Consider the following 24750-nt stretch of genomic DNA (forward strand, 5'->3'; position numbering starts at 1 on the left):
CGGATCCGAGAGATCGCACCACGCTTCAGTCCTACCGCTTCAGGCTTCCCAGGATCCCCCGCACCAGCGCCCGGCCGACCTGCGTCGCCACCGTACGCGCGACGCTCTTCATCGCCGCTTCCATCACCGTTTCGCGCTGGTAGCCGGAACGGCCGCGCGGCTGTGCCTTGTCGTCGTTATCGCTGCCGCCGAAGCCGGGTAAGGTCCAGCCTGATGTCGTGCTGCCCTCCTGCGGCGCCGGCGCTTGTTCCTGCGCCCGCTTGGCCGCGTCGGAATCAGCGGCCTTCTGGGCGCGGGCGGCCAGCATCTCGAAGGCGGATTCACGGTCCACGTCCTCGTCATAGACGCCAAGTACGGGGCTGTGATCCATGACCAGTTGGCGCTCGGCATCCGTCAGCGGTCCGACGCGGGCGGACGGCGGGCGAACGAGTGTACGCTCGACGATCGAGGGTGCGCCCTTGGCTTCAAGCGTCGAGACCAGCGCCTCGCCGGTACCGAGCGTCGTGATGACGGTGGCGCAATCGAAGGCCGGGTTGGGGCGGAAGGTGTCGGCCGCCGTCCTCACCGCCTTCTGCTCGCGCGGCGAATAGGCGCGCAGCGCATGCTGCAGACGGTTGCCGAGCTGGGCGAGCACCGTCTCCGGCACATCGAGCGGGTTCTGCGTCACGAAATAGACGCCGACCCCCTTGGAGCGAATGAGGCGCACGACCTGCTCCACACGCTCGATCAGCACCTTCGGCGCATCGTTGAAGAGCAGATGCGCCTCGTCGAAGAAGAAGACGAGCTTCGGCTTGTCGGGATCGCCCACTTCCGGCAGTTCCTCGAAAAGCTCGGAAAGCAGCCACAGCAGGAAGGTGGCGTAAAGGCGCGGGTTCATCATCAGCTTGTCGGCGGCAAGCACGGAGATCTGCCCGTATCCATTGTTCGACGTGCGCATGATGTCGGTGATCTTCAGGGCCGGCTCGCCGAAGAAATGTTCCGCACCCTGTTGTTCCAGCACCAGCAGCGCGCGCTGGATGGAGCCGACCGAAGCCTTGGAAATCAGACCGAACTGGCTGGAAAGCTCTGTGGCATTCTCGCCCATATAGTTGAGCAGCGCAGTAAAATCCTTGAGGTCGAGCAGCGGCAGTCCGGCCTTGTCGGCGATCTTGAAGGCGATGTTGATGACGCCTTCCTGCGGCTCGGAAGCATCCATCAGCCGGGCGAGCAGCAATGGCCCCATCTCGGCGATCGTGGTGCGCACTCGATGGCCTTTCTCGCCGAACAGATCCCAGAAGATGACCGGGAACTGCTCGAGTTCGTAATCGTCAAAGCCGATCTGCTCGGCTCGCTTGGTGAGGAAGTCCTTCGCTTCGCCCTTGGCGGCGATACCCGAGAGGTCGCCCTTGATGTCGGCGGCGAAGACCGGCACGCCGGCGCGAGCAAAGCCCTCGGCCAGCACCTGCAGTGTCACCGTCTTGCCGGTGCCGGTGGCACCGGTCACCAGTCCGTGACGGTTGCCGAACTTGAGGTCGAGATATTCGCCCTTGTTGATGCTGTCATCAGGATTGCGGCTTGCGCCGATGAAAATCTTGCCGTCCTCGAGCATGTAGAATGTCTCCCTCGGTCGATGCCGCCGCTCAATTCCAGAATATGCGGAGTGCTCTTTCCGCACAGTCATGCAAATATCGTTTCTCTGTTATAAGCAGGCGACAGGAGACGGACAACTGCCTGTGTTAAAACGGAAAGCGGGACCGGACGCTGACAGGGAGAGCCGCTTGAGTTGCCCTCTCAATTCGATTACGTTGACGTTAACGTCAAAAACAGGAGGCTGACGATGAATGAGATTGTGACTGAAATTGCCAATCGTGTGGGCATTGCGCCTGATCTGGCCGAAAAGGCGCTCGGCATGATGCTCGGCTTCCTGCAGCGTGAAGCAGCCGATGGTCCGGTCACCGAAATGATCGAGAAGATCCCGGGTGCCACCGAACTCGTTGCCCAGTTCAACGGCGAAGGTTCCGGCGGTGGCGGCGGTCTGCTCGGCGGCCTGATGAGCGCGCTCGGCGGTGGCGGCATCATGGGCCTCGGCCAGCAGTTGATGAGCGAGGGTCTCGGCATGAGCGAAATAACCTCGCTCGCCAAGGAAACCATCGCCATCGCCAAGCAATATGCCGGCGAAGAGGTGGTCGATCAGGTGGTTGCTTCCGTTCCCGGCCTGAGCCAGTTCGTTTAACCCGATCCATCATTTCAGTGAGCCCTCGGCATCGTCCGAGGGCTTTGTTTCTCAGCATTTTCCTCGTTCTTCCCCGAGTGTTTCACGGCTGGGCGAGCCCGATCAACGCTGCTATTTGGGCCCGTCGGTCACCCGCCACCCCGCATATTTTTCTCAAACGCGCAATCGCCTTTTGATATGGGATCAAACCTTCGGGAACATCGCGCGCTGCATGGAAATTCGCGCTCACCCTCCCTAGATTAAATCAAGCCGGATCTTTTACCGACGGCCGGATCGGCTGGAACGATGCATGCTCAAATCTCGTTTCATATCGGCCACATAAGAAGGAATTTGGTCATGCGTACGGTGATTGCAGCAGCCTCGATCATCCTCCTCGGTTTCGCCGCCCCGGTCTTCGCCCAGACCCTCGGCGATATGGATTATTCCGGCCGCTTTGGCGGCATGCCGCCCGGCACCGTGCCGGACGCCAACGCAAACGGCGGCGGCATCTCGATTCCGCTGGATCCCGTTGAAAATGACAATGTCACAGTCGTTATTCCGTCGGAGCGGACAGTCTGCCCGAAACATGGCACGCGCGCTTATCGCAATGCCGAGCGTGACCACACGCTGGCAGCGGCCTGCCGCTGACGGTCGAGGTGGACCGAGAGCAGGAACGGCTATTTGCCGTTCCTGTGAAGGATAACGCCCAGTTCATGCCACTCGCGGCCGTCGCGCTGGATCAGTTCGTCGGCGCAGGCGGGTCCCATGGTGCCGGGAGCGTAGGAATCCGGAATGCGATCGTCCTTCGCCCACTCGTCAAGGAAGGGCTGCACGGCCGCCCAGCCGGCCTCGATGCCGTCGGCGCGCTGGAATAGTGTCTGGTCGCCGATGAAGAGGTCGTAGAGCAGCGATTCGTAGCCGGTCGTCTTGCCGATATCGAATTTGTCGGCATAGCGGAAATCGAGCGAGACCGGCACTGTGTCGACGGATTGTCCGGGCGATTTGATGGAAATCTCCATGCTCATGCCCTCGTCCGGCTGCACCTGGATGACGAGCCTGTTCGGCGGCAGGCGGCGGTTGACCTCCGTCTCGCGAAATTGCGCGAAAGGAACCGGCTGGAAGGTGATGACGATTTCCGTATCGCGCGCCGTCATCGCCTTGCCGGTGCGCAGATAGAAGGGAACGCCGGCCCAGCGCCACGTATCGGCATAGAGCTTCAGCGCCACATAGGTCTCGGTCTTGCTGGTGGGCGAAATGTCCTTCGTATCGCGATAGGCGGGCAAGTCGGTACCATTCAGCGGACCGGCGGCGTAAGCCCCGCGCACGCCATTCGCCTTGGCTTCCTCTGGCGTATAGATGCGCAGCGCCTTCAGCACCTTGCTCTTCTCGTTGCGGATCGCCTCGGCGTCGAAACTGTTCGGCGGCTCCATGGCGATCATCGCCAGAAGCTGGAAGAGATGGTTGGGGATCATGTCGCGCAGCGCGCCGGTCGCGTCGTAGAATTTCCCGCGTGTGCCGACATCGACGATCTCCGAGGCGGTGATCTGCACGTGGTCGATATAGCGGTTATTCCACAGCGACTCGATCATCATGTTGGCGAAACGCGCCGTCATCAGGTTCTGTACAGTTTCCTTGCCGAGGAAATGATCGAGCCGGTACACTTGGCTTTCTTCGACCTGAGCGAGGATGCGCTCATTCAGGGCACGCGCTGACGCGAGGTCGGTGCCGAACGGCTTTTCGATCGCCACACGGCGGAAGCAACCCTCGCTCTCGTCCATTAGCCCGAGACTGGCAAGTTTTTCGACAATCGGCCCGAAGAAGCTCGGTGGTACGGCGAGATAGAAGGCCGCATTGCAGGTCTTGCCAAGCCGCTTGCCGATTTCGAGGAAGATATCGTCCTTGGTGAAATCGCCCTGCAGATAAGAGATGCGCGGTCGCAGGCTCTCCCAGGCTTCGTCCTTCGCGCTTGCCTCCTCGCCTTCGAGATGGGCGAGAAAGGCATCCAGCCGCTGGCGCAGGAATTCATCGTCGCCCGGTTCGATACCGACGCCGAGGATGTTGAGATCCGTGCCGACGAGGCGGCTGCGGGTGAGATTGATGATGGCCGGGACCAGCAGTCGCCGTGTCAGGTCGCCGGTGGCGCCGAAGATGACGAGAGTGACGGGCGGGGTGGGGTGAGCGTCCATGCGTGTCATCTCCTGCTGAATTGTCCGGCCGAATATAAAGCGCTCCGGCTTTGCCGCAAGCACCTTGCAGCTCAAGGATAACAAGTGTTTGACAGAGCGCTATAAATATATAAAGACATAAAGATATCGTTATGTCATTGGGTGGTGCATGATCGATCTTGTCAGCGCAGGCTTCTTCCTCACGGCTGCTCTTGCTCTTCTCGGTTCGCCCGGACCGGCGATTGCTGCTCTTCTGGCGATCGGCCGCCAGCATGGCATGACGACCGGCCTGCGCTTCTATCTCGGTCTGCAGATCGGTCTGGCAGTTGCTGCCGCAGCCGCGGCTGCCGGTCTGTTGTCATTGATCGCGGCAATTCCCATGGCAATGTTGATCATGACGGTCGCGGCCGCTCTCTATCTGGTCTGGCTGTCGTGGAAGATTGCATCGGCACCGGTCGGCGCTGATCTCTCGGCCGCGCGTCGGCGCGCTTCGCCGACCGTTGCTGGTGGTGTCGTGCTCGGTCTCACCAATCCCAAGGCCTATATCGCCTTCGCCTCGCTGTTTGCCGCCTATCGGCTCTCGCAGGACGGCGCGCTGGACATGCAGGCCAAATGGGTGCTCTGCGTCCTCGTCATGATTATCGTCGACATTTTCTGGCTGTGGCTGGGTGTCGTCTTGGGCAAGATGCGGCTTGAGCCGTCGAGCGAAAGGATCCTCAACATCTGCTTCGGCCTCGTCATCCTTGCGACGGCTGTCCTGTCGCTGGCCGAGCTTGCTGTCTCCTGAAAGAAAACGGCCATTGCGGAAGAACCTTTCGCAATGGCCGTCGTAGAACGTTGGTCGCTTATGCCTTGGAGTCGGACTTGTCGGTGGTCGTATCGGTGGCCGGCTTTGAACCGGCGCCGTCGGTTGCCGGCTTGTCCCCTGTGCCATTGGCGGGCTTGGTCTCGGACTTCGCCGGCCAAGTGATGTAGTAGTTCTGCGAGCCGACCTGGCCGAAATAGACTTCGTTGCCGGTGCCCTTCTCGATGAAGCTGCCGTTTTCGCTTCTGACAAGACGGCCATGCGAATCGCGCTGCAGATGGTCACGCAGGAAGTCGTTCCAGTCGTCGGTCTTGATGTCGGTGCCCTTCTTCTGGTCGACATCGGCCTCCTTGGGATCGGTCACGTCCCAGGCCTTGATCGAAACGCCCTGGGTCGGATCGGTGACCGTCAGCTGGCCCTTCTTGAAGGCGGCAAGCATGGCGGCTTCCTGGCTACCCGCACCCTTGGCGTCGGCCGCGGCCGTCATGTTCTGGCGCAGCAGCGCCATGAAGGAGGCGGTGGTGATATCGGTGCTGGCAACAGTATTGCCGGCTGCGTCAGTCGATCCGGCCTTGCCGGCATTGATCTTGTCGAGCATGACCGAGAGCGCCGAGCGGGTCTGCGAGGGCAGGCTGGAATAATCGTGGTCGGTCGTGCTGCTGCTGGAGCTGCTCTCTGAAGAGCCGCCCTTGATCACCTGCAGTGCGATCTGCGCGGTCTGCAGCCTGATGTTGGAAACAGAAGAAACCATCTCAAAATCTCTTTGTCGGTCCTCGCGCGCAATGCGCAAAGGCGTTTAACGGATAGCGATCGGCGTCGATGACGCCGGCAAAAGCACGTCTGGATTGAGAAACCCCAAGACGGATCGCTACACTTCAAACTTTGCGTGTGGCTTGCGAAATGACGACAAAATGATGCCGGCAGCGATGGATGAATCGCTGCCGGCGCCAGAGAAATCAGGATTTGCCGGTCAGGCCTTCACGGCCACCATGAAGAGACGCGGGAATTTCAACAGCACCTTGCCGTCGGCCGCCTTTGGATAGACCCTGTCGACGCGTTGCAGATAGTCGGCCAGAAACGCCTCGCGATGCTCTTCGCCGGCATGGTCGAGATAGGGGCGAAGACCCGTTCCCTTGACCCATTCGACGATGGCAGCCGCGTTGTCCATCGGATGATTGTAGATCGTATGCCAGATGTCGACCCGCGACGACTTGGCGATCAGCCGGCTGTAATAGGTCGAAGGAGGTGGCAGCACGTTGCGACGTACGCTCTTCTTCTCGAAGGCACCCTTCCACGGGCCGGCATGCGCCGTCTCCTCCATCATCAGATGGCTCGGCTCGCCGAGATTGTCGGGCATCTGCACGGCAAGCACGCCGCCCGGCGCCAGCCCGTCCATCAGTCTGTCGAAAATGTCGAGATGGCTGGGCAGCCACTGGAACACGGCATTGGCAAAGAGCAGGTCCGCCGGCTCCGAGGGCTGCCAGGTGGAAAGGTCGGCCTCCACGAAAGCCGTGCCCGGCAGACGCTTGCGGGCTGCCTCCAGCATGTTCAGGTCGCTGTCGAGACCAGACACATTTTGCGCGCCGTAGCGGTCGATGATCAGCTCGGTCGAATTCCCCGGCCCGCAGCCGAGATCGACGGCGTGGCGCAGCTCCGTCAGGGGTACCTGCGCCAGCAGGTCGCGCGCCGGGCGCGTGCGCTCATCCTCGAATTTCACATATTGGCTGGCTGACCATGCCATCGTTTTTCTCCTGATATCAGGCCACGTCCTCGACGCGGCGGATGCGAACTTTGTCGATACGAACCGACCGATTCAGGCGGCCAGAATCGCCGCACTAGCGCTTGCACATTTCCGATCTCGACGAATGTCAGCGGGTTCAGCGAAGGTTTTCTTTTATCGGCTTGTAGCAGGCATCGGTGTCGCCGATCTCGGTTTTGCTGATGGGCTTCCATGTATTCCGATCAAAGTCAAAGAACTCGATGAAACACTTGTTGACGTCGTAACTCAGCCACTGGACGGCAACAAGTCGGCTGTCCCGGCTATAATCCAGGTTCAGATACATGTTGTCTTCGCCACCACGGGGGAAAGATGCCGGACGACCGGTCTGGTTGTCGGCGACTATGGCGAAAGAACACCCTGCACCGCAACCAATCTGGATAAGCGTATAGTGTCCTGCAAAATTCGGTCCTTCGCGCATTCCCTCGCGGATGCGCGTTCTGAAGCTGTTGAACTCACGGTCTCGCCTTTTGAAATCCGGCAACACTGTCTTTCCGGTAAACCGACCTTGAATCGGGAAGTCGCTTGCGTTTGGCCGCTTGACCTTGATTGCGGGAGACGCTGCGGCGACTGCTCTGTCCTGTTGAGGTGACGCAGCATCGCAAGCGCGCCATTCCATCTGGTACCCGTACTCGCCTTCACGGCCATAACACCAGCCCACAGCCTGGAGCTTCGTTCCGACGGTCTCGCGCCGGTCGCAGGCCGCCATTGTCTCGGCAGAATCTCCGCTGCCGCCTCGGCACGCAGTATTCTGCTCCTTCCATTGCGATATCAGGCGAGTGGGTTGGGACGCGCCCTTGTCGGTCGCTATGACCTTCCCCGTCTCCGAGATAATGGTTCCGGCCCTCTGGTCCCAAACGAGCGAGAATTCCGCTGTCCCCGAAGACACCCGGTCATCAACGTCGCGCTTGGCGTACCAATCAAGGACGCCATCTATCCTGCAGGTCTCCGAACATGTCACCCGCGCCGACCCAGGTTTCACACTGTAGGCTCGGATCGGCCATCTTGATGCGAAGTCTCGTTTTTCACGAATTACGATCGCTTTGGGAGTAGCCTTGCCGTAGAAGTCGACCGTGTCGGCGTAAGCCTTCTCCACGAAATCAAGCGCTTCGGAATTCCCGCGGGACCATGCGTCGTGGTAAGTTGCCACAAAGGCGAGAGCCTTTTGCTCGGTCGTCAGTGGAGTGACTTCAGTATTTGTCGAGGGCGGGACGGTGGTCGGAGCCGCTTCGGTCGATGCAGCGCGCTCCGGCAGAGCGGGCAGACTGCCCCACGTGACCTTGTAGTTCTGCATTTCGTTCGCGGTGAGATATCGCATGTCATCGCTGGGAACCGATAAGCTAAGCTGGAGCAGCTTGGGATCGACATCCATCTCGATGAGGTATGTCATGATCTCTGCGGTCATCGCCTGAACCGCGGCGACAGCAGCATTGCCTTCGATATTGCTCTCCGGCGAGAAGGAAGACTGGTGGACGCCGATCGCGCCTGGCTCCGCTTGGCGGTTCACGCCGCCGACAAACGACAGCGCACAAGCAGAGGCACATTGCGAGGACCGAAGCTGCAGAGTTGATAATCCTAGCGACCGGATCATTCGCCCATAGGCCATTGCCGAGAGAACGTGACCACCATTGCTGTCAAAGGTGATTACCTTGGCTCCGCTTGCCGCAACTTCGCGGGCAAGCAGTTCGGGATTGTCGGATTGGCTAAACTCACCTTTGAGGAGCAGAACCGGGGAGGAATTATCAATCGGCACACGCTGAATTGTGATGTCTGCGCATGCAGTTCCGAACCAGATTGTCGACGCCAAGATCCCTAAAACGACAGTACGCAGAAACACGACCACAAATCCCCAGACACCGCGAAATATATGCTAGCGCATCAACCGTTGCGCGCAATACGAAAGCTATGCTTGGGTTTCTCAAATAGAGAATGTGTTTAACGCGCAGCCTACCGTCGGAGACGATCTCTTCGCTGGCCGTTGCGCGGCGTCAAGAGAAACTGACGGCGCTTACGCCGCCAGGATCGTGATCCCGTGGGCGTTTGCAGCGGCCCGCATACGCGCCACCGTTTCCGGCGACGGGCTGCCCTGCGGCTGCTCGGTAACGCCCTCGGTCTCTATGAATTCTGCCATTTCGCGATCGACGATGGCGGAAAAGACTGCGGGGACGGTTCCGTTGTTGGAATAGCCGTGCACCATGAAGGGGGCGATGGTGACGATGTCGCCCGCGCTCGCCTGGATCTCTTCCGGCCCGGTATCGGTCAGCCGCCAGATCGTCAGCGTACCTTCGATGATCCGGAAGACTTCCGGGCTTGCATGGGCGTGACGCGGCGTCTTACCGCCGGGCGCAACCGTCATGTCGAAGATGTTCAGCCAGTTGCCGGTGAGTCGAGCCCGTCGCTCGACCTTGTCGCCCAGCACGAAGAAGCTTCTTGCCTCCGTCCGGGCATCTGTTTTCACAAATGAGTTGGACATGGTGTCTCTTTCTTTTTCTTGCGGGGCGGTCCGATAGACCTTCGCGGTCGTTTTGGCAACCGCCGCAAAATCGGGGGAGGGGCGAAGAACAAGCGACTTTGCGCGCTTTCAGGCTCCGAAGCCGACCGCGATCATATCGGTATGGCTTCCCCGCAGCGCAAGTGCGACAGGTTGGCCGTCGTCTTTTCTGTAATATCGGCGACACAGAAGAGGCGCATAGAACGCGCCGATCCTTCCCTGCCAATCCGGCATACCATCAGCGGAGCACCCCCATGTCTTCTCTTCCCATCGTCGGCGCCGCCATGACGATCAACGAACTCGAAAACCATCGTGATTGGCTCTTCGAAAAGTCTCGTGATCTCGAACTGCAGAGCTTCATCAATGCAGATGTTCTGAATGGCGATTGGACCCCGCGCGCCGATCACGTCAGGAGGCTGCTCGACGGCTACAAGGGCCGCGTCGGCATCCATGGTCCGTTCTGGGGATTCGTCATCGCCTCGCAGGATCCGGATATCCGCGCCGTCGTCTCCCGCCGCATGCTGCAGGGCCTCGATGTCTGCGCTGCGATCGGCGGCACGCATATGGTCGTCCACAGCCCCTATACGACGTGGGGCTACAACAATCTCGACAACAATCCCGGCGAGCGCGAAAGCATCATCGATTACTGCCATCAGACGATGCGCGATGCGGTGAAGCGCGCCGAGGAAATCGGCTGCACCCTCGTCATCGAAAACATCGAAGACAAGGACCCGCATATCCGCGTGGCTTTGGCCGAGAGCTTCAACTCGCCGGCCGTCGCCGTCTCGATCGACACCGGCCATGCCCACTATGCCCACGGCTCCACCGGCGCCCCGCCTGTGGATTATTACGTCCATGCCGCCGGCAACCGCCTCGGCCATGTGCACCTGCAGGATGCCGATGGTTATGCCGACCGCCACTGGGCGCTGGGCGAAGGCACGGTCAACTGGCGTGCGATCTTCGCTGCCCTTGCCAAGGTCGAAAGCAACCCGCGCCTGATCATCGAGATCAAGGACAAGTCGAAGATCATCGCTTCGGCTGAATACCTGGCTTCGATCGGCGTCGCCCAGTAACCGAGACAGGCGGCGGGCTGATCATCCCGCCGCCGTCCGCTTTCAGGCAGGCGCATCCTTCGACCGGTGCGTGAAGGCAACCGGCAGGCAGAGCACGTAGAAACCTGCGCCCAGGACCCAGACAAGCCCCGGGAAAACACCGCGCGAAGCGAAGTAGATGGTGCTGATCGCCAGCGGCCCGATGATCGAGGCAAGGCTGGTCATGCTCGCAAGCAGCCCCTGCGCACGTCCCTGATGGTCGCTGTCGACGCGCCCTGTCACCAGAGACTGCAGGGCGGGCGCCCCGATGCCGCCGAGGCAGAAGAGCGGCATCAGCAGGAAGGCCATCCAGCCCTCTGTCACCAGCGCGATGATGATATAGGCGGCGCTGTCGGCGACGATGCCGATCAGGAGCGCACGGTGCTCCCCCCATCTTTCGCTGATCGGCCCCGCGATGAAGGCCTGCACGACGGCATGGAAGAAACCGAAAGCGGCGAGTGAGAGCCCGACCATCATCGGCGACCATGAAAACTTGTCCTGACCATAGAGCACCCAGATCGTGCCGCCGACCTCGCCGACAAGCGCAAGGATGAAATAGGCGCCGGCGAGGGGCAGCAGCAGCCGGTAGCCCAGCAGCCAGCGGAAATGCGCCAGCGGCGAAAACTCGTGGCTCTCGGCTTCTGTACCGGTTCTGCGCGTCTCCGGCAGAAGGAAGAGGGCCATCAGCAGGTTGGCTGCATTGAGCCCTGCAGCGGCGATGAAGGGCAGCCGCACGGAAAACTCACCCAGCACGCCGCCGATCGCCGGTCCGGCGATGAAGCCGATGCCGAAGCAGGCGCTGAGCTGACCGAAGCGGCGCGTGCGCTCGGCATCTTCGGTAATGTCGGTCACGCAGGCGGCAGCGACCGCGTTGCTGGCACCGGTAATGCCGGCGATCGCCCGGCCGATGAAGAGCAGCCAGAGCGATGGAGCAACGGCCATGAACACGTAGTCGAACGCCGCCCCGCCAAGCGACAGCATCAGCACCGGCTTGCGGCCGAACCGGTCCGACAGCGACCCAAGCACCGGAGAGAAGATGAACTGCATCAGCGCATAAAGCGCCAGAAAGGCACCGAATCGCCATCCGAGATTGTCGGTATGGCCGACATCCTCCAGGAGCCGCGGAAAGATCGGCAAGGTCAGCCCGATGCCGGCCGCATCGAGGATGACGGTGGCATAGATGACGGTGAGCGCCTTTTTCATGGGATTACCCGAAAATTTATCACTGATAAGTTCCTTATCGCTGATAAATTGAAATGGCAACAGGGAATGGAAACAGGATGAAGGTGGATCGGGCGCAGATCGTCGACCAAGCGCTGAAGCTCTTGAACGAGGTGGGCATCGATGCCCTCTCCACACGGCTGCTCGCCGATCGGCTGAATGTGCGCCAGCCCGCGCTTTACTGGCATTTCAAGAGCAAGCGGGCGCTGATTGAAGCCATGGCCGAGGAGATCATGGCGCGCGGCCACACCCACGACTGGACGGTCGTGCCTGAGAACTGGCGGGACTTCATGCTCGAAAACACCCGTGATTTCCGTCGCACGCTCTTGAGCTATCGCGACGGTGGCCGCGTGCATGCCGGCACGGAAACCAGTCCGCAGGACCTTCCCAATGTCGAAGCCCATATCGCTGTCCTCGTCGGAGCGGGCATGGAAGCGGAATTCGCCATGGAACTGCTCGTCGCCCTTGCCCGCTACACGGTCGGCTGCGTCATCGAGGAACAGACAGAACCGCCGCCGGAGCAGGAAAAGCTCGACGCAGCCGCAGCCGATTTCCCGCTCACACACCGGGCAATTGTGCATTACCGCAAATCCGGCCACGAAGCTTTCTTCGAAGCCGGGCTGCAGATGATGATCTATGGCGCTGAACGGCGGCTCGCAGAGCGCGCCTGATGCTCAGTCGCGCATTGCCCAGCGAATCCCGGCAGCGACAGACAGTCCCAGCATCGGCCAGATCGCCCAGAATGTCCCGTGCCATGTCAGCATGTTGATGGCGACGATTCCAACGCCGATGACGGCAAGCGCGGCGACGCGATGGTCGAAACGGTCCTGCATGCGCACCCAAATCATGGCCGCGACGAAGGCGAAGGCGAGCAGCGGCCATACAGCCCAGAACTCCCCCTCCCAGGTGGCAATATTGATGATCAAGATCATGGCGCCGATGACAGCCAGAATGCCGCCAAGCTTGCGCAGCCTGCCGCGCGGTGCCACCGATCGTGGTTTCGGCATCTCGACAGGCTGTTCGGGAGCGGCCGCCGGCTTCTGTGGCTCCGGACCGACAGCGCCGATGCGGACGGCATAGCTTGGCACCGCGTCGGCGATATTCTTCATCTCCAGGGCCCCCAGGAAATCGAATCCGACTGCCACCTTGTTGCGCACCTGGTCATAGACCGTGTTGGAGATCACGATCCCTCCGGGCGGTGCAGAGGCCTGCAGGCGGGCCGCGATATTGACGCCGTCGCCATAGATATCCTCACCTTCGACAATGACATCGCCGAGGTTGATGCCGATACGGAAGAGCATGCGTCCGTCCATCGGTCGCGCCGCATTCTTGCCGGCAAGCTCGTTCTGAACGTCGATTGCCGCCCGGACCGCCTCGACAACGCTCGGAAAATCGGCAAGCAACCCGTCGCCCCAGGTGTTGACCACTCGCCCGCCATGGGAGGCGATCAGGCGCGACATGGCATCGCGATAGTGCTTGAGCATGGCGAGCGTGCCTTCCTCGTCCTCGCCCATCATGCGCGTATAGTCCTGCACGTCGGCTGCAAAGATCGTTGTCAGCTTGCGTTGTGTCTCGCTCATGAACTCCCCCATCGCCGCCGGCATATCGCTGGCTTCGTCACTCTATAGATGGGATCGCAACCTTCGGTTCGGTAGCCCGACGGCACGGGCCACCGTTTTGCGACCACCTAGAACTGTGTAATCACACTGATGCCGGTGCCCTCGGCCCTGTCGAGCGTCATCAGCGCCGGTACTGCCTCTTCAAGGCTGATGCGTCTGCCGATCAGTTTCTGTGGCGCGATCTTGCCGGCAGCGAGCATGGACATCATCGCATCATAGCGCCAGGCCTGCATGCCGTGGCTGCCGTAGATTTCCAGCTCATGGCCGATCACCTGCGCCATCGGGATTTGCGGCGTCGAATGCTCGCCGAGCATCAGCCCCACCTGCACATGCCGGCCGCGCCGGCGCAGGTTCTTGATCGAATTGAAGCAAGTGACAGGGTGGCCGAGCGCATCGATGGAAACATGCGCGCCACCCTTGGTGATCTCACGCACCGCTTCGGCCACGTCGCCGACCGCGGAAGCATTGATCGTGGCGACAGCCCCGCATTCGCGCGCAAAGGCAAGCTTCTCCACGGAAATATCGATGGCGATCGCATTGGCCCCCAGTGCACTGGCGATCATGATCGCCGAAAGCCCGACGCCACCGCAACCGTGCACGGCGATCCATTCGCCCGGGCCGGTGCGCGCCTGGTCGGCGACAGCGCGGAAGGAGGTGGCGAAGCGGCAGCCAAGGCTCGCCGCGGTGGCATCGTCCACGCTTTCTGGCAGATGCACCAGATTGGTGTCGGCATAGTCGATCCCGACATATTCGGCGAATGAACCCCAATGGGTAAAGCCCGGCTGAAACTGGTTGGGGCAGACCTGCTGGTTGCCGGAATGGCATTCGCCGCAATGGCCGCAGCCGGAAACGAAGGGCACCGTCACCCGATCGCCGACCTTGAAGCGTACGACGCCCTTGCCGGTCGCGACGATCTTGCCCGCAAGCTCGTGGCCCGGCACATGCGGCAGACGGATATCCGGGTCATGGCCCATCCAGCCGTGCCAGTCGCTGCGGCAGAGGCCGGTCGCGCCGACCTCGATGACCACGCCGTCTTCCGAAGGCGTCGGGTCCGGCACGGTGCGGATCTCAGGCGCCTGTTCGAAGGCTTCGTAATACATGGCTTTCATCTGTTCATCTCCTTGTCCGCCCGCGCCTTTCCGCCTGCCATGATGGCACGCGGCAGTGGCATCCATCCAGTCGGCCTTTCATCATTTTCCTTTATGCACCCATCGTTTTAGCACCATCAAACGCGCATCAATATTTCAATCGTAACGCGGTCTCCGGCATTTTCTTGCGTCGATGTTTCAACCGTCAATTTGCGCTTGACCGCCCCCGGCAGTGAGGATTTTGCTTTGCCGACTTCAGGAGGAGAGCTGAAATGCGCGTCGATACGTCACCCCGCACGACCACATGGACCTATGTCGACGGAGAATGGATTACCGGCAACCCGCCGCTGATCGGGCCGACTTCGCATGCCATGTGGCTCGGCTCCACGGTCTTCGACGGCGCCCGCTGGTTCGACGGCATTGCGCCCGATCTCGACCTGCATTGCCAGCGCGTCAACCGCTCTGCAGTCGCCATGGGCCTGAAGCCACTCAAGACCGCCGAAGAGATCGAGGCGCTGACTTGGGAAGGGGTCAAGAAGTTCGATGGCAAGACGCCGATCTATATCAAGCCGATGTATTGGGGCGAGCATGGTTCGCCTGGCAGCGTCGTGACTGTCGACGGTGAATCGACGCGTTTCGCACTCTGCCTTTTCGAAGCGGCAATGGGCGGCCATGGCGGTTCATCGCTCACCGTATCTCCCTATCGCCGCCCGACACCGGAAACCGCAATGACCGACGCCAAGGCGGGCTCGCTCTATCCGAACAGCGGTCGGGCAATTGCCGAAGCGAAAAGCCGCGGCTTCGACAACGCGCTGATACGCGACACGAACGGCAATGTCGTGGAAACCGCCTCGTCGAACATCTTCATGGTCAAGGACGGGGTGATCCTGACGCCTGTCGCCAACCGTACCTTCCTCGCCGGCATTACCCGGCAGCGCATTCTCGGCCTGCTGCACAAGGCCGGCTTCGACGTGCGCGAGGCGACGCTCTCGGTCGACGATTTCATGGGTGCCGACGAGATTTTCACGACCGGCAACTATTCCAAGGTGGTCGGCGTCAACAGGCTCGACGGCCGCAATTTCCAGGAAGGTCCGGTCACCCGCAAGGCGCTGGAACTCTATATGGATTGGGCCTACGGCCGCTCCGCGAGTGATGAGTAGCAAGCTGCGCTGCCGCGCGGTGCTGCAATAGATCCAGTGAATCAACGGCAGCAGCGAACGCCCCAAGCCATGCGAAGGGCCTGCGGTACGGCGCGGTTCACCTACCTCACCCTGTACAACTCAACCCCGTCAGGGAAGCCCTTCAACCGATGGCTTCCCGCCGAAACCGCATCCTCCGGCTTCACCGCCTCGAAAAATGCCTCCGACATCAGCAACTGTTCCCCAAGCTCGCTGCATGCGCCCTGGATACGGCTGACAAGATTGACGTCCCCGCCGATCAGCGTGAAATCCAGTCGCCGGCCGGAGCCGATATTGCCGTAGCTGACCTCGCCATGATGCAGCGCGATGCCCGCCTTGGCGCCGATGCCGTCATATTTGAACCCATCGAGCGCTTCGAGGATCGCCCGTGCCGCCGAAAGCGCTGCATTGCAGGTACGCGTCGCATCATATCCGGGGAAGAAGGCGAGCACCGCATCGCCCATGAACTTCAGCACTTCGCCGCCTTCGTGCGTAATCGCCGGAATGACCCGGTCGAAATAGGCGTTCAGCAACCCGAGCACCGTTTCGCCTGGCAGGCGGTTAGAGAGTTCGGTAAAACCTCTGAGGTCGCAGAGCAGGAGGGCCGCCTGCATGGATTCGATTTCGCCCTGGCGGATGCGGCCGGCCAGGATGCGGCTCGCCGTCAACGGGCCGATATAGGTGTCGAGCAGGCTGAGTTCGACCTGGCGCAGGATACGGAGTTCACTGGTATTGCGCAGCGCCGGGATTATGCGTTCGATCACCTGCATTTCCGATGATGTGAAACCGCCCGGCCGCTTGGTGCCGAAGATCGCGGCGCTGACCGGGCCATCGGCATTGCAGAGCGGAGCGATCATCAGCTGCACCAGAGCGCGTCCGGCAAAGACATCGATATGCTGCCAGCGGCCATGTGGGCTCTGGCCCGGACCGACGACGAGCATTTCGCGGCTTTCGAAAACCCTCTGAAGCGGCGTGTTGGCAATGGCTAGCCGCGTTCCGTGCTCGCGGTCATGGATCTCGACCGGTTCGCCTGGCGCCCAGGCGATGGTGCGGCCGATATATTCCGGATGCAGCGTCATGAGATGCAATGTCAGCCGGTCGACCGGAACGCCGAGCGCACGCAGGCGGCGGCCAAGGCCGGAGACAAGGCCGACCTCGTCGAGGGCATGGCATTCGTCGCCGGTCAGCCATTCGATGAGGCCGAGCACCGCCGTCGTGTTGAGACTGCCGGCGGGCGCCCTGGTTTCAACGGCGTAGTCGATGTCGAGCAGATTGTTCATGGGTGTTCTCCTCCTTGGGATGGGCGCGCTCAGTGAGCGCCACCGCCGGAGACTTGGCCGGGTTTCTTGAGGAGCAGGGTGGCAAGCAGGGCCACCACAAGGGCGACGCCGAGCAGGAAGAAGGTGTCGCTGAAAGCCATGATATTGGCCTGCTTGCGCAGCTTCAGCGCGATGGCAACGACTGCCTTGTGAGTGGCAAGCGCCTGATCGGTGGCGCCATGGTTCATGAAGTAAGCGGTCATCCTGGCGACACGGTCGCGGGTGGCTTCCTCGAAGACCGAGACCGAGTTGGTCAGGATATTCGAATGGAACTGCTCACGCTTCGACAGGAAGGTCTGCAGCGAGGCAATGCCGACGGCACCGCCGAGATTGCGCATCATGTTGAAGAGCGCGGAAGCCGAGCCGGCATTCTCCGGCTCTATGCCTGCTGTGGCGATCGCCGAGAGCGGCGTGAAGACCAGTGCCTGACCAACGGCACGCACGACATTCGGCCAGAAGAGCTGATCGCTCGCATAGTCGCCTGTCATATGAACGTTCATGAAGTTCGAGACGGCAAAGAGCGCAAAGCCGACGATGATCAGCAGGCGAATATCGAACCGCTTCATCAGGCGCGGCACCAGCGGAATCAGCAGGAGCTGCGGGATGCCGGTCCAGGCAAGCACAAAGCCGATCTGCTCGGAGTTGTAGCCCTGGATGCGGGCCAGGTAGATCGGCAACACGAAGACCGAGCCATAGAGCGCGATACCCAGCAGGAAATTCGCAAGGATGCCGAAGCCGAAATTACGGCGGGCAAACAGCCGCAGGTTCAGGAGCGGATGGGCGACCTTCAGTTCGATGATGAGAAAGAGCGTCAGCGAGACGGCCGCGATGATCGAGAGGCGGACGATGAACTCCGAGCCGAACCAGTCCTCCTTGTTGCCTTCTTCGAGCACGGTCTGAAGCGCGGCAAGACCGATCGCCATGGTGATGATGCCGGGCCAGTCACCCTTGGCGAGCAGGCCGAGGTTCATCGGCGCACGGTCGAGCGAAGCCCAGAGCATGCCGACCATCAGGGCGCCGGGAACGAGGTTGATATAGAAGATATATTCCCAGCCCCAGTTTTCGGTGAAATAGCCGCCGATGGTCGGGCCGATCGCCGGCGCAAACGTCGCCGAGAGCGCAAAGAGCGCGAGGCCGATGGGCTGCTTGGGCTTGGGCAGCAGCGTGATGATGATGGTGAAGGCCATCGGGATCAGCACGCCGCCGGTAAAGCCCTGGATGGCGCGCAGGATGATCATCTGCTGCAGGTTGACAGCGAAGGCGCAGGCGACCGAGAAGACCAGGAAGAGGATGGCGTTGACCAGCAGATAGTTGCGGACCGAAAAGACCCGGGCAAGCCATGCGCTGAGCGGAATGACGACGATCTCGGCAATCAGATAGGAGGTCGAGATCCAGCCGCCATCGTCGGTGCCGGCGCCGATAGCGCCCTGGATATCGGCCAGCGAAGCATTGACGATCTGGATGTTGAGGATCGCCATGAAGGCGCCGAGCGTGGAGCCGACGACGGCGGTCCACATGCGAAGCGGGCTCATGACGGGTTTGGCAGCAGGGACGATCGCAGCGGCAGGGCGCGCGACCGAATTGCTGTTTGCGGCGATCTGAAGCGTAGCCATGACTTATCTCCTTCCGGCTCTGCGGAAAACTGTCTCATGACGCTGTTCGGGTGATAATTGAGAAAGGAATGGAAGGATCATCCAGCAGGGGTGGATAATCCTTCCGCCGCGGCCGCGGAGGTCTGGGCGGCCTTGGTATCGATGTCGGGGATCACGGACATGCCCGAGCGCAGCAGGCCGGCAAGGCGTTCGTCGTCGATGACGATCTTGACCGGGATGCGCTGGACGATCTTGGTGAAGTTGCCGGTGGCGTTGTCCGGTGGCAGCAGCGAGAATTCGAGGCCGCTGGCCGGCGAAACGCTGTCGACATGGCCCTTGATCGCAACATCGGGGAAGCTGTCGACCTTGATCTCGACCGTCTGGCCGGGGCGCACAAAGGTCAGCTGCGTTTCCTTGAAGTTAGCGATCACATAGACCGCATGCAGCGGCACGACCGCCATCAGCTGCGTGCCCGAGGTGACATACTGGCCGACGCGGATCGAGCGGGCACCGACCGTGCCGTCAACAGCGGCGACGATTTCCGTGTAGGAAAGATTAAGCTCCGCCTGACTGGCGGCAGCAACGGCGCGGTCGCGCTGGGCAAGCAGCTGTTCACGCTGGGTCTGCAGCACCGGCACCTTGTTCTCGGCGGCGACGACAGCGGCCTGATCGCGCTCGACCGCAGCGGCGGCCTGATCCTTCAGCGACTGGCTCTGTTCGGCGCGGGATTGCGTTCCGGCACCATTGGTAATCAGCCGGCCGGCACGGGCCGCATCGGATTGGGCGAAGACAAGCGAAGCCTGCGAGGCATCGAGTGTCGCGTGGGCCTGTTCGATGATCGACTGCTGCAGCGAGATCTGCGCGTCGAGATTGGTGACGGCAGCCTCGGCTGCTTTCACATCGGCCTTGGCCTGCGAGAGCGCTGCCTGGAAATCACGGTCATCGATGCGGGCGAGAACCTGTCCGGCCTTGACCGTGTCATTGTCGTTGACGAGCACCTGCTTGATATAGCCGGCGACCTTCGGGGCGACCGTCGTATAATCGGCCTTCACATAGGCATCGTCGGTGGATTCGATGAAGCGGCCGACGGTCCAGTAATGGTGACCGAAATCACCGGCGAAGGCGGCGCCGGCGAGCAGGGCTGCGGCGATCACGGCGCGCTTGAAGAACTTGCGGCCATTCTTCTTCGGGGTCTCCACGGCCGCTGCCGCTGCAGCCATCGCTTCGGCGGCGGGGGCGCTTTCGGCCGGCTGGACGGTCTTGAAAGCTTCGTTGCGGGGCAGTTCAACCATTGTCCTTCTCCATTCGTCTTTGCTTCGTTCGTGCGAAGCCCTGTTCGATGAGTGGAAGATGGACCCAGCAGTGCTTTCTGATAATCTGCTCTTTTCGGGAAGGATCATCAACTCTCAGCGGATAATCGAGGAGCGATATGGATCGGCTGACCAGCCTCACAGTCTTCGGTCGGGTGGTGGAGTGTGGCGGCTTTTCCGCTGCCGCGCGGCGCCTCAACATGTCCGTCACCATGGTGGGCAACCATGTGCAATCATTGGAAGATCGCCTCGGCGTACGGCTCCTGAACCGCACCACGCGCAAGGTAAGCCTGACCGAGACCGGCAAATATTATTACGAGCGCTCGTCGCAGATCCTGGCCGATCTCGAAGAGGCGGATCGCGCTGCGGGTGCCCTGAGTTCGACGCCGCGCGGCACGCTGAGATTCTACACCAGCAGCGCCATCGTCCGTTTCCTGCTGCCCGTCATCAACGAGTTCATGACGCTCTATCCTGCCGTCCAGATCGATTTCAACATCGGCGAGCGCGCGGTGGACATGATCGAGGACGGATATGATCTGGTGATCCGCACGACGCCATCGCCGGATTCGAGCCTCGTTGCGCGCAAGCTGACGCCCTGGCGGCATTTCCTCGTCTGCTCACCCGATTATCTGAAGACCCACGCCATGCCGACGACGCCGGCCGAGGTCGCCGAGCACAATTGCCTGCAATATGCATACTATCCCTTTGGCGAGGAATGGCGTTTCGAGGATGCCGAGGGGCGGCAGGAAAGCGTCAAGGTGGGCGGAAGCATCATTTCCAACAGCGCCGAGACGCTGCGCTATCTGGTGCTGAACGGACAGGGCATCTTCCTCGCGCCGAGCTTCGTCGTCTTCGAGGATCTGGAGGCCGGTCGCCTCGTGCGGATGATGCCAGACTATCGCGGCGTCGAGATCCATATCAACGCCGTCTATCCGAACCGCAGCCATCTGCCGACCAAGGTGCGGCTGTTACTGGATATGCTGGTGGAGCGGTTCGCCGAACACCGCAAATGGATGGCGTGATAAAGCGTCCGTTGGGACTGTTTATCCCATCGAACGCTGTCTGGGATCATCTCAGGCGACTTGCAAGACGATCTTGCCCTTTGCATGCGGGCGTTTGCCCTCCAGCATCTCATGCGCCGTGATTGCCGCATCGAGTGGCAGCACATCGCCGACATTCGTTTCGAGTTCGCCGGCATCGACCATCGCAGCGATGTCACGGAGCTCCTTGGTCGTGACATTGACGAGGAAGAAGAGCGCTTCGACGCCTTTGGCCTTGGCAAGCTCCTGATCCGGCTGCGAGACGGCCGAAATCAACCTGCCACCCTGCTTCAACACCGCGAAGGAACGCGTCTGCGTCTCGCCGCCGACAAGATCGATGACGGCATCGACATCGCCAGCGAAATCCTCGAAGCGCTGGCTGCGGAAGTCGACAACCACGTCGGCGCCGAGCCGCTTGACGGTGTCGATATCGCCGCCGCTGGCCGTCGCGATCGCTTTCAGCCCGGCCTTGTGGGCGAATTGCACGGCATAGGCGCCGACATTGCCGGCCGCGCCATGGATGAGGACAGTTTGTCCGGCGGTAAGCTTGGCATGGTCGAACAGCGCCTGCTTCGCGGTAACGGCGATAACGGGGATCGAGGCAGCTTCGACATGGCCGATGCTTTTGGGCTTTGCAGCAATCATCCCGGCGACTGCAATCGCATATTGCGCATAGGCGTCGATGAAGCGGGGATTGGTAACGCCATAGACGGCATCGCCGCGGGCCACGTGCGTAACACCTTCGCCGACCGCTTCGATCGTGCCCGAGAGATCGGAACCGAGTGTCAGCGGCAAGGGCTGGGGCAGGGCGCTGTTGCCGGATCGGATCCAGCCATCCCAGGGGCCGACACCGGCCGCATGCACCTTGATCAGAACCTCTTCCTTACCGGGCGCGGGGATCTCGACCTGCTCCTGAATGATAGCTTCCGGCGGTCCGAACGCGTGGACCCTGCAGGCTTTCATGGTTTTATCTGTCTTCGCGACATTCTCCGCTGAGGTGGTCATTGTTCGCTCCTTTGTGTGACCGGGCTCCCGGTTTCGATGGAGTGAAGATGCCGCCATCGAAGGCTTTCGATAATCCATGCTGTTCGGGAAGGATTATCAACCATCAAAGGATAATCCGGTCCGGCGGCGCTTCCTGCCGGACCGGCATTCTATCACGGCCGGACCGGAGAGCCGACATATCCGGCGGACTGGATATAGGCGATGGGCGCAAAGAAATTGCCGCCGGCATCGAAGGCCATAAGCCCTTCCTCGCTCAATGCCGCCTGTACGGCCGGGCGGGCAGCGACGCGCTTCATGAAGGCGGGAATAGCTGGAAAAAGATCGAGATCGATCGCAATCCAGGGCGACCAGTTGAGGCAGACGAAGAGATAGGCGTCCGCGACCGTGAAGTTCTCGCCGGTGAGATAAGGGCCGGCAAGCCTTCCGTTGATCCAGCCGAGGCGCTTCTGAACGACCGCACGCAACGCCTCATGCACGATAGCGTAATCAGCATTGAAGAGCATCACCATCGGCTTGTGCAGCTCCGATGTGATGAAGTTCAGCAGGGATTGCACCTGATTTCGGCCGAAGCTGCCGATCTCGGGCAGCATGCGTCTTCCATCAGGAGCGCTGTCTGCAAGAAACTGCACGATCGCCGGCCCCTCCGTCAGTACCTTGCCATCATCGAGCATAAGCGCCGGCACATAGCCGTTGCCATTGATGGCGAGATAGTCCTCGCCGTTGCTGGTGCGATGTGTCTTTCGATCGACCGTGATGAGATCGATATCGATACCGAGCTCCCGGCAGACAATATGCGGCGAGAGCGAACAGGCGGCCGCGTGCATATAGAGCTTCATGTTTTCCTCCTCCTGCGACGGTGCGAGGCCGTCCGCATCAATCCGTTGGACATTTGTACTATTTCGCATAAAATTCTCTTGGTCAATTATTTTATGCGAAATGGTACAAAATGAGCGAGAAGAAGCGCGGGCGTCCACGGGCCTTCGATGCGAAGGTGACCTTGCAGAAGGCAAGGGAAGTCTTCTGGGATCGGGGCTTTGCCGGTACGTCGCTGGATACGTTGAGTGCCGCTACTCAGCTCAATCGCCCGAGCCTCTATGGCGCCTTTGGAGACAAGGAAGACCTCTATCTCGATGCACTCGAGGGCTATCGCGCAGAGAGTATGGATGTGCTTGCCGATGCGCTCGATCCATCGCTGCCGCTGCGCGAAAACCTCGCACGTGTCTATCAACGTGCTCTGGAGATCTATCTTCACGGCGAAACAGCCGCGCGCGGCTGTTTTCTCATCGGAACCGCAACAGCCGAGGCGATCCAGCATGAACGGGTTCGGGAAGTATTGAGCCGAAGCCTGGACGATTTCGACGGCGAGATCGAAAAGCGCCTGAAGCTCGCGATAGAGCGGCGCGAGTTGCCGGATGGAGGCGACCCTCACACTCTTGCAAGGCTCGCCTCCGCCGTCATGCATTCGCTGGCCGTGCGCGCTCGCGCCGGCGACAGTCGCGAGACGCTGGAAGCCCTGGCACAGTCCGGCGTCGACATGATTTGCGGTAAAGCCTGAACCTCAGGCTTCCTCGCTCTTCGTGCGCACCAGCCATGTGAAGGCCGCACCCGCAAGAAGCAGGACGCAGGTGCCGAGAAAGACTGCCGGCATGCCGATATGCCCGCCGACAAAGCCGCCGAGAACGGGCCCGGCGACCTGTCCCACATATTGCGAAGAGATGGACAGGCCCAGAATACTGCCGGCGGCACTATCAGGCACACTATGCCGGATGACCGCGGTGATGCAGGGCAACAGCCCGCCAAGCGCCAGTCCCATCAGGAAGCGCAGGCCGATCAGTTGCCATGAGGCGTTCACGAAGGCCTGCGGAATGAGCAGCAGTCCCGCGATCGCGAGCGCGCCGGCAATGACCGGCCAATGGCCGATCCGGTCGGCAAGCTTCCCGAGCCGCGAGGCAGACAGAATGCTGCCCAGCGCTGCCGCCGACATGACGATGCCGGAAATCATCGTTACCTGGCCCTGGTCGGGCACGATTTGCGCCACATAGACGGTGATGATCGGCTCGATCGACATATTGGCGAGCATCAGCAGCAGCCCGGTCGCCAGCATTGCGACGACCGGCCGCTTGTCGGGAATGGATTTCCAGCCGCCGGATGCCTTGGCTGCCTGTTTGCGGGCCGCCGACTTCTCTTCCTTGATCAGGAAGGTCGTCGCCAGGAAGGCGAAGAAGATCATGCCGCCGGCCGCCAGAAACGTGCCCCGGATGCCGATGATAGGCGGCAGCGCCCCGCCGATCAGAGGACCGACGAGATTGCCGGCCATGATGCCTGACGAGAGCACGCCGAGCGCCCAGGCGGACCGGTCTTTCGGCGTCTGTGTCGCCACCAGCACCATCGAGCCGGATGCATAACCGCCGGCCAGGCCGACGAAAAGGCGCAGCGCCACGAGTTGCCAGACGCTGCCGGCCATGCCCATCAGCGATATGGCGATCGTCATGCCGAGGCTGGCGCGCACCAGCATGAGCTTGCGTCCGTAGATATCGCCGAGCCGGCCCCAGAGCGGCGCCACGCAGGCGGCAGCAAGGAAGGTCGCGCCATAGGCGATGCCCGACCACTGCACGATCGCCGCATGGTCACTTACGCCGAGCTCCTCCACATAAAGCGGAAGGAATGGAAGCAGCAGCGTCATCGCCACAATGGTCGTGAACGAGCCAAGCAGCGAGATGACGAGGTTGCGTTTCCAGTAGGCGGAGCCGGCCGCCACCTTCGCGGCGTCCCATTGCGTATCGGTCATTGCGGATCTTCTTCGGTACAGTCTGGCTAGCGCCAAGATGAAGCTATCCTCACTTTACGCACCGCCCCGC

The 24750-nt window shown here is 61.2% G+C and carries 23 protein-coding genes; 8 read left to right on the forward strand and 15 right to left on the reverse strand.

Annotated elements, in window-relative coordinates:
• Positions 1–31: 31 nt before the first annotated feature.
• Entirely contained in the window at positions 32–1588 is a 1557-nt protein-coding gene (locus FHX06_RS22660; RefSeq protein WP_113210029.1) for a helicase HerA-like C-terminal domain-containing protein, read from the reverse strand.
• Positions 1589–1816: 228 nt separating this feature from the next.
• On the opposite strand from FHX06_RS22660, the gene FHX06_RS22665 reads away from it, so the two are divergent.
• Both FHX06_RS22665 and FHX06_RS22670 read left to right on the forward strand, forming a co-directional pair.
• Complete coding sequence (locus FHX06_RS22665) at positions 1817–2212, forward strand: hypothetical protein (protein ID WP_113116227.1); 396 nt, start codon at positions 1817–1819, stop codon at positions 2210–2212.
• A 336-nt stretch (positions 2213–2548) separates the two neighbouring features.
• Positions 2549–2839 carry a hypothetical protein gene (locus tag FHX06_RS22670; protein WP_113116226.1) on the forward strand — a complete coding sequence of 97 codons (291 nt, stop codon included), beginning with the start codon at positions 2549–2551 and terminating at the stop codon, positions 2837–2839.
• A gap of 29 nt (positions 2840–2868) precedes the next feature.
• Here the strand turns inward: FHX06_RS22670 and zwf are convergent, their stop codons facing one another.
• The gene (gene zwf / locus FHX06_RS22675; RefSeq protein WP_113210028.1) at positions 2869–4377 is read right to left on the reverse strand and encodes a glucose-6-phosphate dehydrogenase; all 1509 of its coding nucleotides are present in this window, start codon (positions 4375–4377) and stop codon (positions 2869–2871) included.
• A gap of 148 nt (positions 4378–4525) precedes the next feature.
• Here zwf and FHX06_RS22680 point away from each other — a divergent pair, with 148 nt between their 5' ends.
• Complete coding sequence (locus FHX06_RS22680) at positions 4526–5143, forward strand: LysE family translocator (protein ID WP_113116224.1); 618 nt, start codon at positions 4526–4528, stop codon at positions 5141–5143.
• 58 nt (positions 5144–5201) lie between these two features.
• Here FHX06_RS22680 and FHX06_RS22685 read toward each other — a convergent pair whose 3' ends face one another.
• The 4 genes from FHX06_RS22685 to FHX06_RS22700 form a co-directional block, all read right to left on the reverse strand.
• Positions 5202–5912 carry a hypothetical protein gene (locus FHX06_RS22685; RefSeq protein ID WP_113014949.1) on the reverse strand — a complete coding sequence of 237 codons (711 nt, stop codon included), beginning with the start codon at positions 5910–5912 and terminating at the stop codon, positions 5202–5204.
• Between the two features lie 219 nt (positions 5913–6131).
• Positions 6132–6902 (reverse strand): trans-aconitate 2-methyltransferase, encoded by a 771-nt coding sequence (gene tam, locus FHX06_RS22690; RefSeq protein ID WP_113014948.1) that lies wholly within the window; start codon positions 6900–6902, stop codon positions 6132–6134.
• A 136-nt stretch (positions 6903–7038) separates the two neighbouring features.
• Entirely contained in the window at positions 7039–8775 is a 1737-nt protein-coding gene (locus tag FHX06_RS22695; protein WP_113210027.1) for a hypothetical protein, read from the reverse strand.
• A 171-nt stretch (positions 8776–8946) separates the two neighbouring features.
• Positions 8947–9411 carry a cupin domain-containing protein gene (locus FHX06_RS22700; RefSeq protein WP_112543054.1) on the reverse strand — a complete coding sequence of 155 codons (465 nt, stop codon included), beginning with the start codon at positions 9409–9411 and terminating at the stop codon, positions 8947–8949.
• A gap of 272 nt (positions 9412–9683) precedes the next feature.
• On the opposite strand from FHX06_RS22700, the gene FHX06_RS22705 reads away from it, so the two are divergent.
• On the forward strand, positions 9684–10502 hold the full coding sequence (locus tag FHX06_RS22705; protein WP_113145868.1) for a sugar phosphate isomerase/epimerase family protein: 819 nt from the start codon (positions 9684–9686) through the stop codon (positions 10500–10502).
• A 42-nt stretch (positions 10503–10544) separates the two neighbouring features.
• Here the strand turns inward: FHX06_RS22705 and tet are convergent, their stop codons facing one another.
• Entirely contained in the window at positions 10545–11723 is a 1179-nt protein-coding gene (tet, locus tag FHX06_RS22710; RefSeq protein ID WP_113210026.1) for a Tet(A)/Tet(B)/Tet(C) family tetracycline efflux MFS transporter, read from the reverse strand.
• A 77-nt stretch (positions 11724–11800) separates the two neighbouring features.
• On the opposite strand from tet, the gene tetR reads away from it, so the two are divergent.
• Positions 11801–12412 (forward strand): tetracycline resistance transcriptional repressor TetR, encoded by a 612-nt coding sequence (tetR, locus tag FHX06_RS22715; RefSeq protein ID WP_113210025.1) that lies wholly within the window; start codon positions 11801–11803, stop codon positions 12410–12412.
• Between the two features lie 3 nt (positions 12413–12415).
• Here tetR and FHX06_RS22720 read toward each other — a convergent pair whose 3' ends face one another.
• Both FHX06_RS22720 and FHX06_RS22725 read right to left on the reverse strand, forming a co-directional pair.
• Positions 12416–13321 (reverse strand): adenylate/guanylate cyclase domain-containing protein, encoded by a 906-nt coding sequence (locus tag FHX06_RS22720; protein ID WP_113210066.1) that lies wholly within the window; start codon positions 13319–13321, stop codon positions 12416–12418.
• A 107-nt stretch (positions 13322–13428) separates the two neighbouring features.
• Entirely contained in the window at positions 13429–14469 is a 1041-nt protein-coding gene (locus FHX06_RS22725; RefSeq protein WP_113210024.1) for a zinc-dependent alcohol dehydrogenase family protein, read from the reverse strand.
• 251 nt (positions 14470–14720) lie between these two features.
• Here FHX06_RS22725 and FHX06_RS22730 point away from each other — a divergent pair, with 251 nt between their 5' ends.
• Entirely contained in the window at positions 14721–15608 is an 888-nt protein-coding gene (locus tag FHX06_RS22730) for a branched-chain amino acid aminotransferase (RefSeq protein ID WP_183880943.1), read from the forward strand.
• Between the two features lie 101 nt (positions 15609–15709).
• On the opposite strand, the gene FHX06_RS22735 is transcribed toward FHX06_RS22730, so the two are convergent.
• The 3 genes from FHX06_RS22735 to FHX06_RS22745 form a co-directional block, all read right to left on the reverse strand.
• Positions 15710–16906: an adenylate/guanylate cyclase domain-containing protein gene (locus FHX06_RS22735; protein ID WP_113210022.1), complete on the reverse strand. Its 1197-nt coding sequence runs from the start codon at positions 16904–16906 to the stop codon at positions 15710–15712.
• 29 nt (positions 16907–16935) lie between these two features.
• Entirely contained in the window at positions 16936–18558 is a 1623-nt protein-coding gene (locus FHX06_RS22740; protein ID WP_113014941.1) for an MDR family MFS transporter, read from the reverse strand.
• Positions 18559–18635: 77 nt separating this feature from the next.
• A complete protein-coding gene (locus FHX06_RS22745; RefSeq protein WP_113210021.1) occupies positions 18636–19829 on the reverse strand; it encodes an HlyD family secretion protein in 1194 nt (397 codons plus the stop codon).
• 137 nt (positions 19830–19966) lie between these two features.
• Here FHX06_RS22745 and FHX06_RS22750 point away from each other — a divergent pair, with 137 nt between their 5' ends.
• Positions 19967–20869: a LysR family transcriptional regulator gene (locus tag FHX06_RS22750; protein WP_113210020.1), complete on the forward strand. Its 903-nt coding sequence runs from the start codon at positions 19967–19969 to the stop codon at positions 20867–20869.
• Positions 20870–20920: 51 nt separating this feature from the next.
• On the opposite strand, the gene FHX06_RS22755 is transcribed toward FHX06_RS22750, so the two are convergent.
• Positions 20921–21892: an NADP-dependent oxidoreductase gene (locus FHX06_RS22755; protein WP_246715616.1), complete on the reverse strand. Its 972-nt coding sequence runs from the start codon at positions 21890–21892 to the stop codon at positions 20921–20923.
• A 152-nt stretch (positions 21893–22044) separates the two neighbouring features.
• On the reverse strand, positions 22045–22728 hold the full coding sequence (gene gstA / locus FHX06_RS22760; protein ID WP_183880945.1) for a glutathione transferase GstA: 684 nt from the start codon (positions 22726–22728) through the stop codon (positions 22045–22047).
• A 110-nt stretch (positions 22729–22838) separates the two neighbouring features.
• On the opposite strand from gstA, the gene FHX06_RS22765 reads away from it, so the two are divergent.
• A complete protein-coding gene (locus tag FHX06_RS22765) occupies positions 22839–23447 on the forward strand; it encodes a TetR/AcrR family transcriptional regulator (RefSeq protein WP_113210017.1) in 609 nt (202 codons plus the stop codon).
• Between the two features lie 3 nt (positions 23448–23450).
• On the opposite strand, the gene FHX06_RS22770 is transcribed toward FHX06_RS22765, so the two are convergent.
• A complete protein-coding gene (locus tag FHX06_RS22770) occupies positions 23451–24680 on the reverse strand; it encodes an MFS transporter (protein WP_113210016.1) in 1230 nt (409 codons plus the stop codon).
• Positions 24681–24750: the final 70 nt, after the last annotated feature.

Origin of the sequence: Rhizobium sp. BK512 (genome assembly GCF_014194915.1) — a bacterium.
GTDB lineage: Bacteria > Pseudomonadota > Alphaproteobacteria > Rhizobiales > Rhizobiaceae > Rhizobium.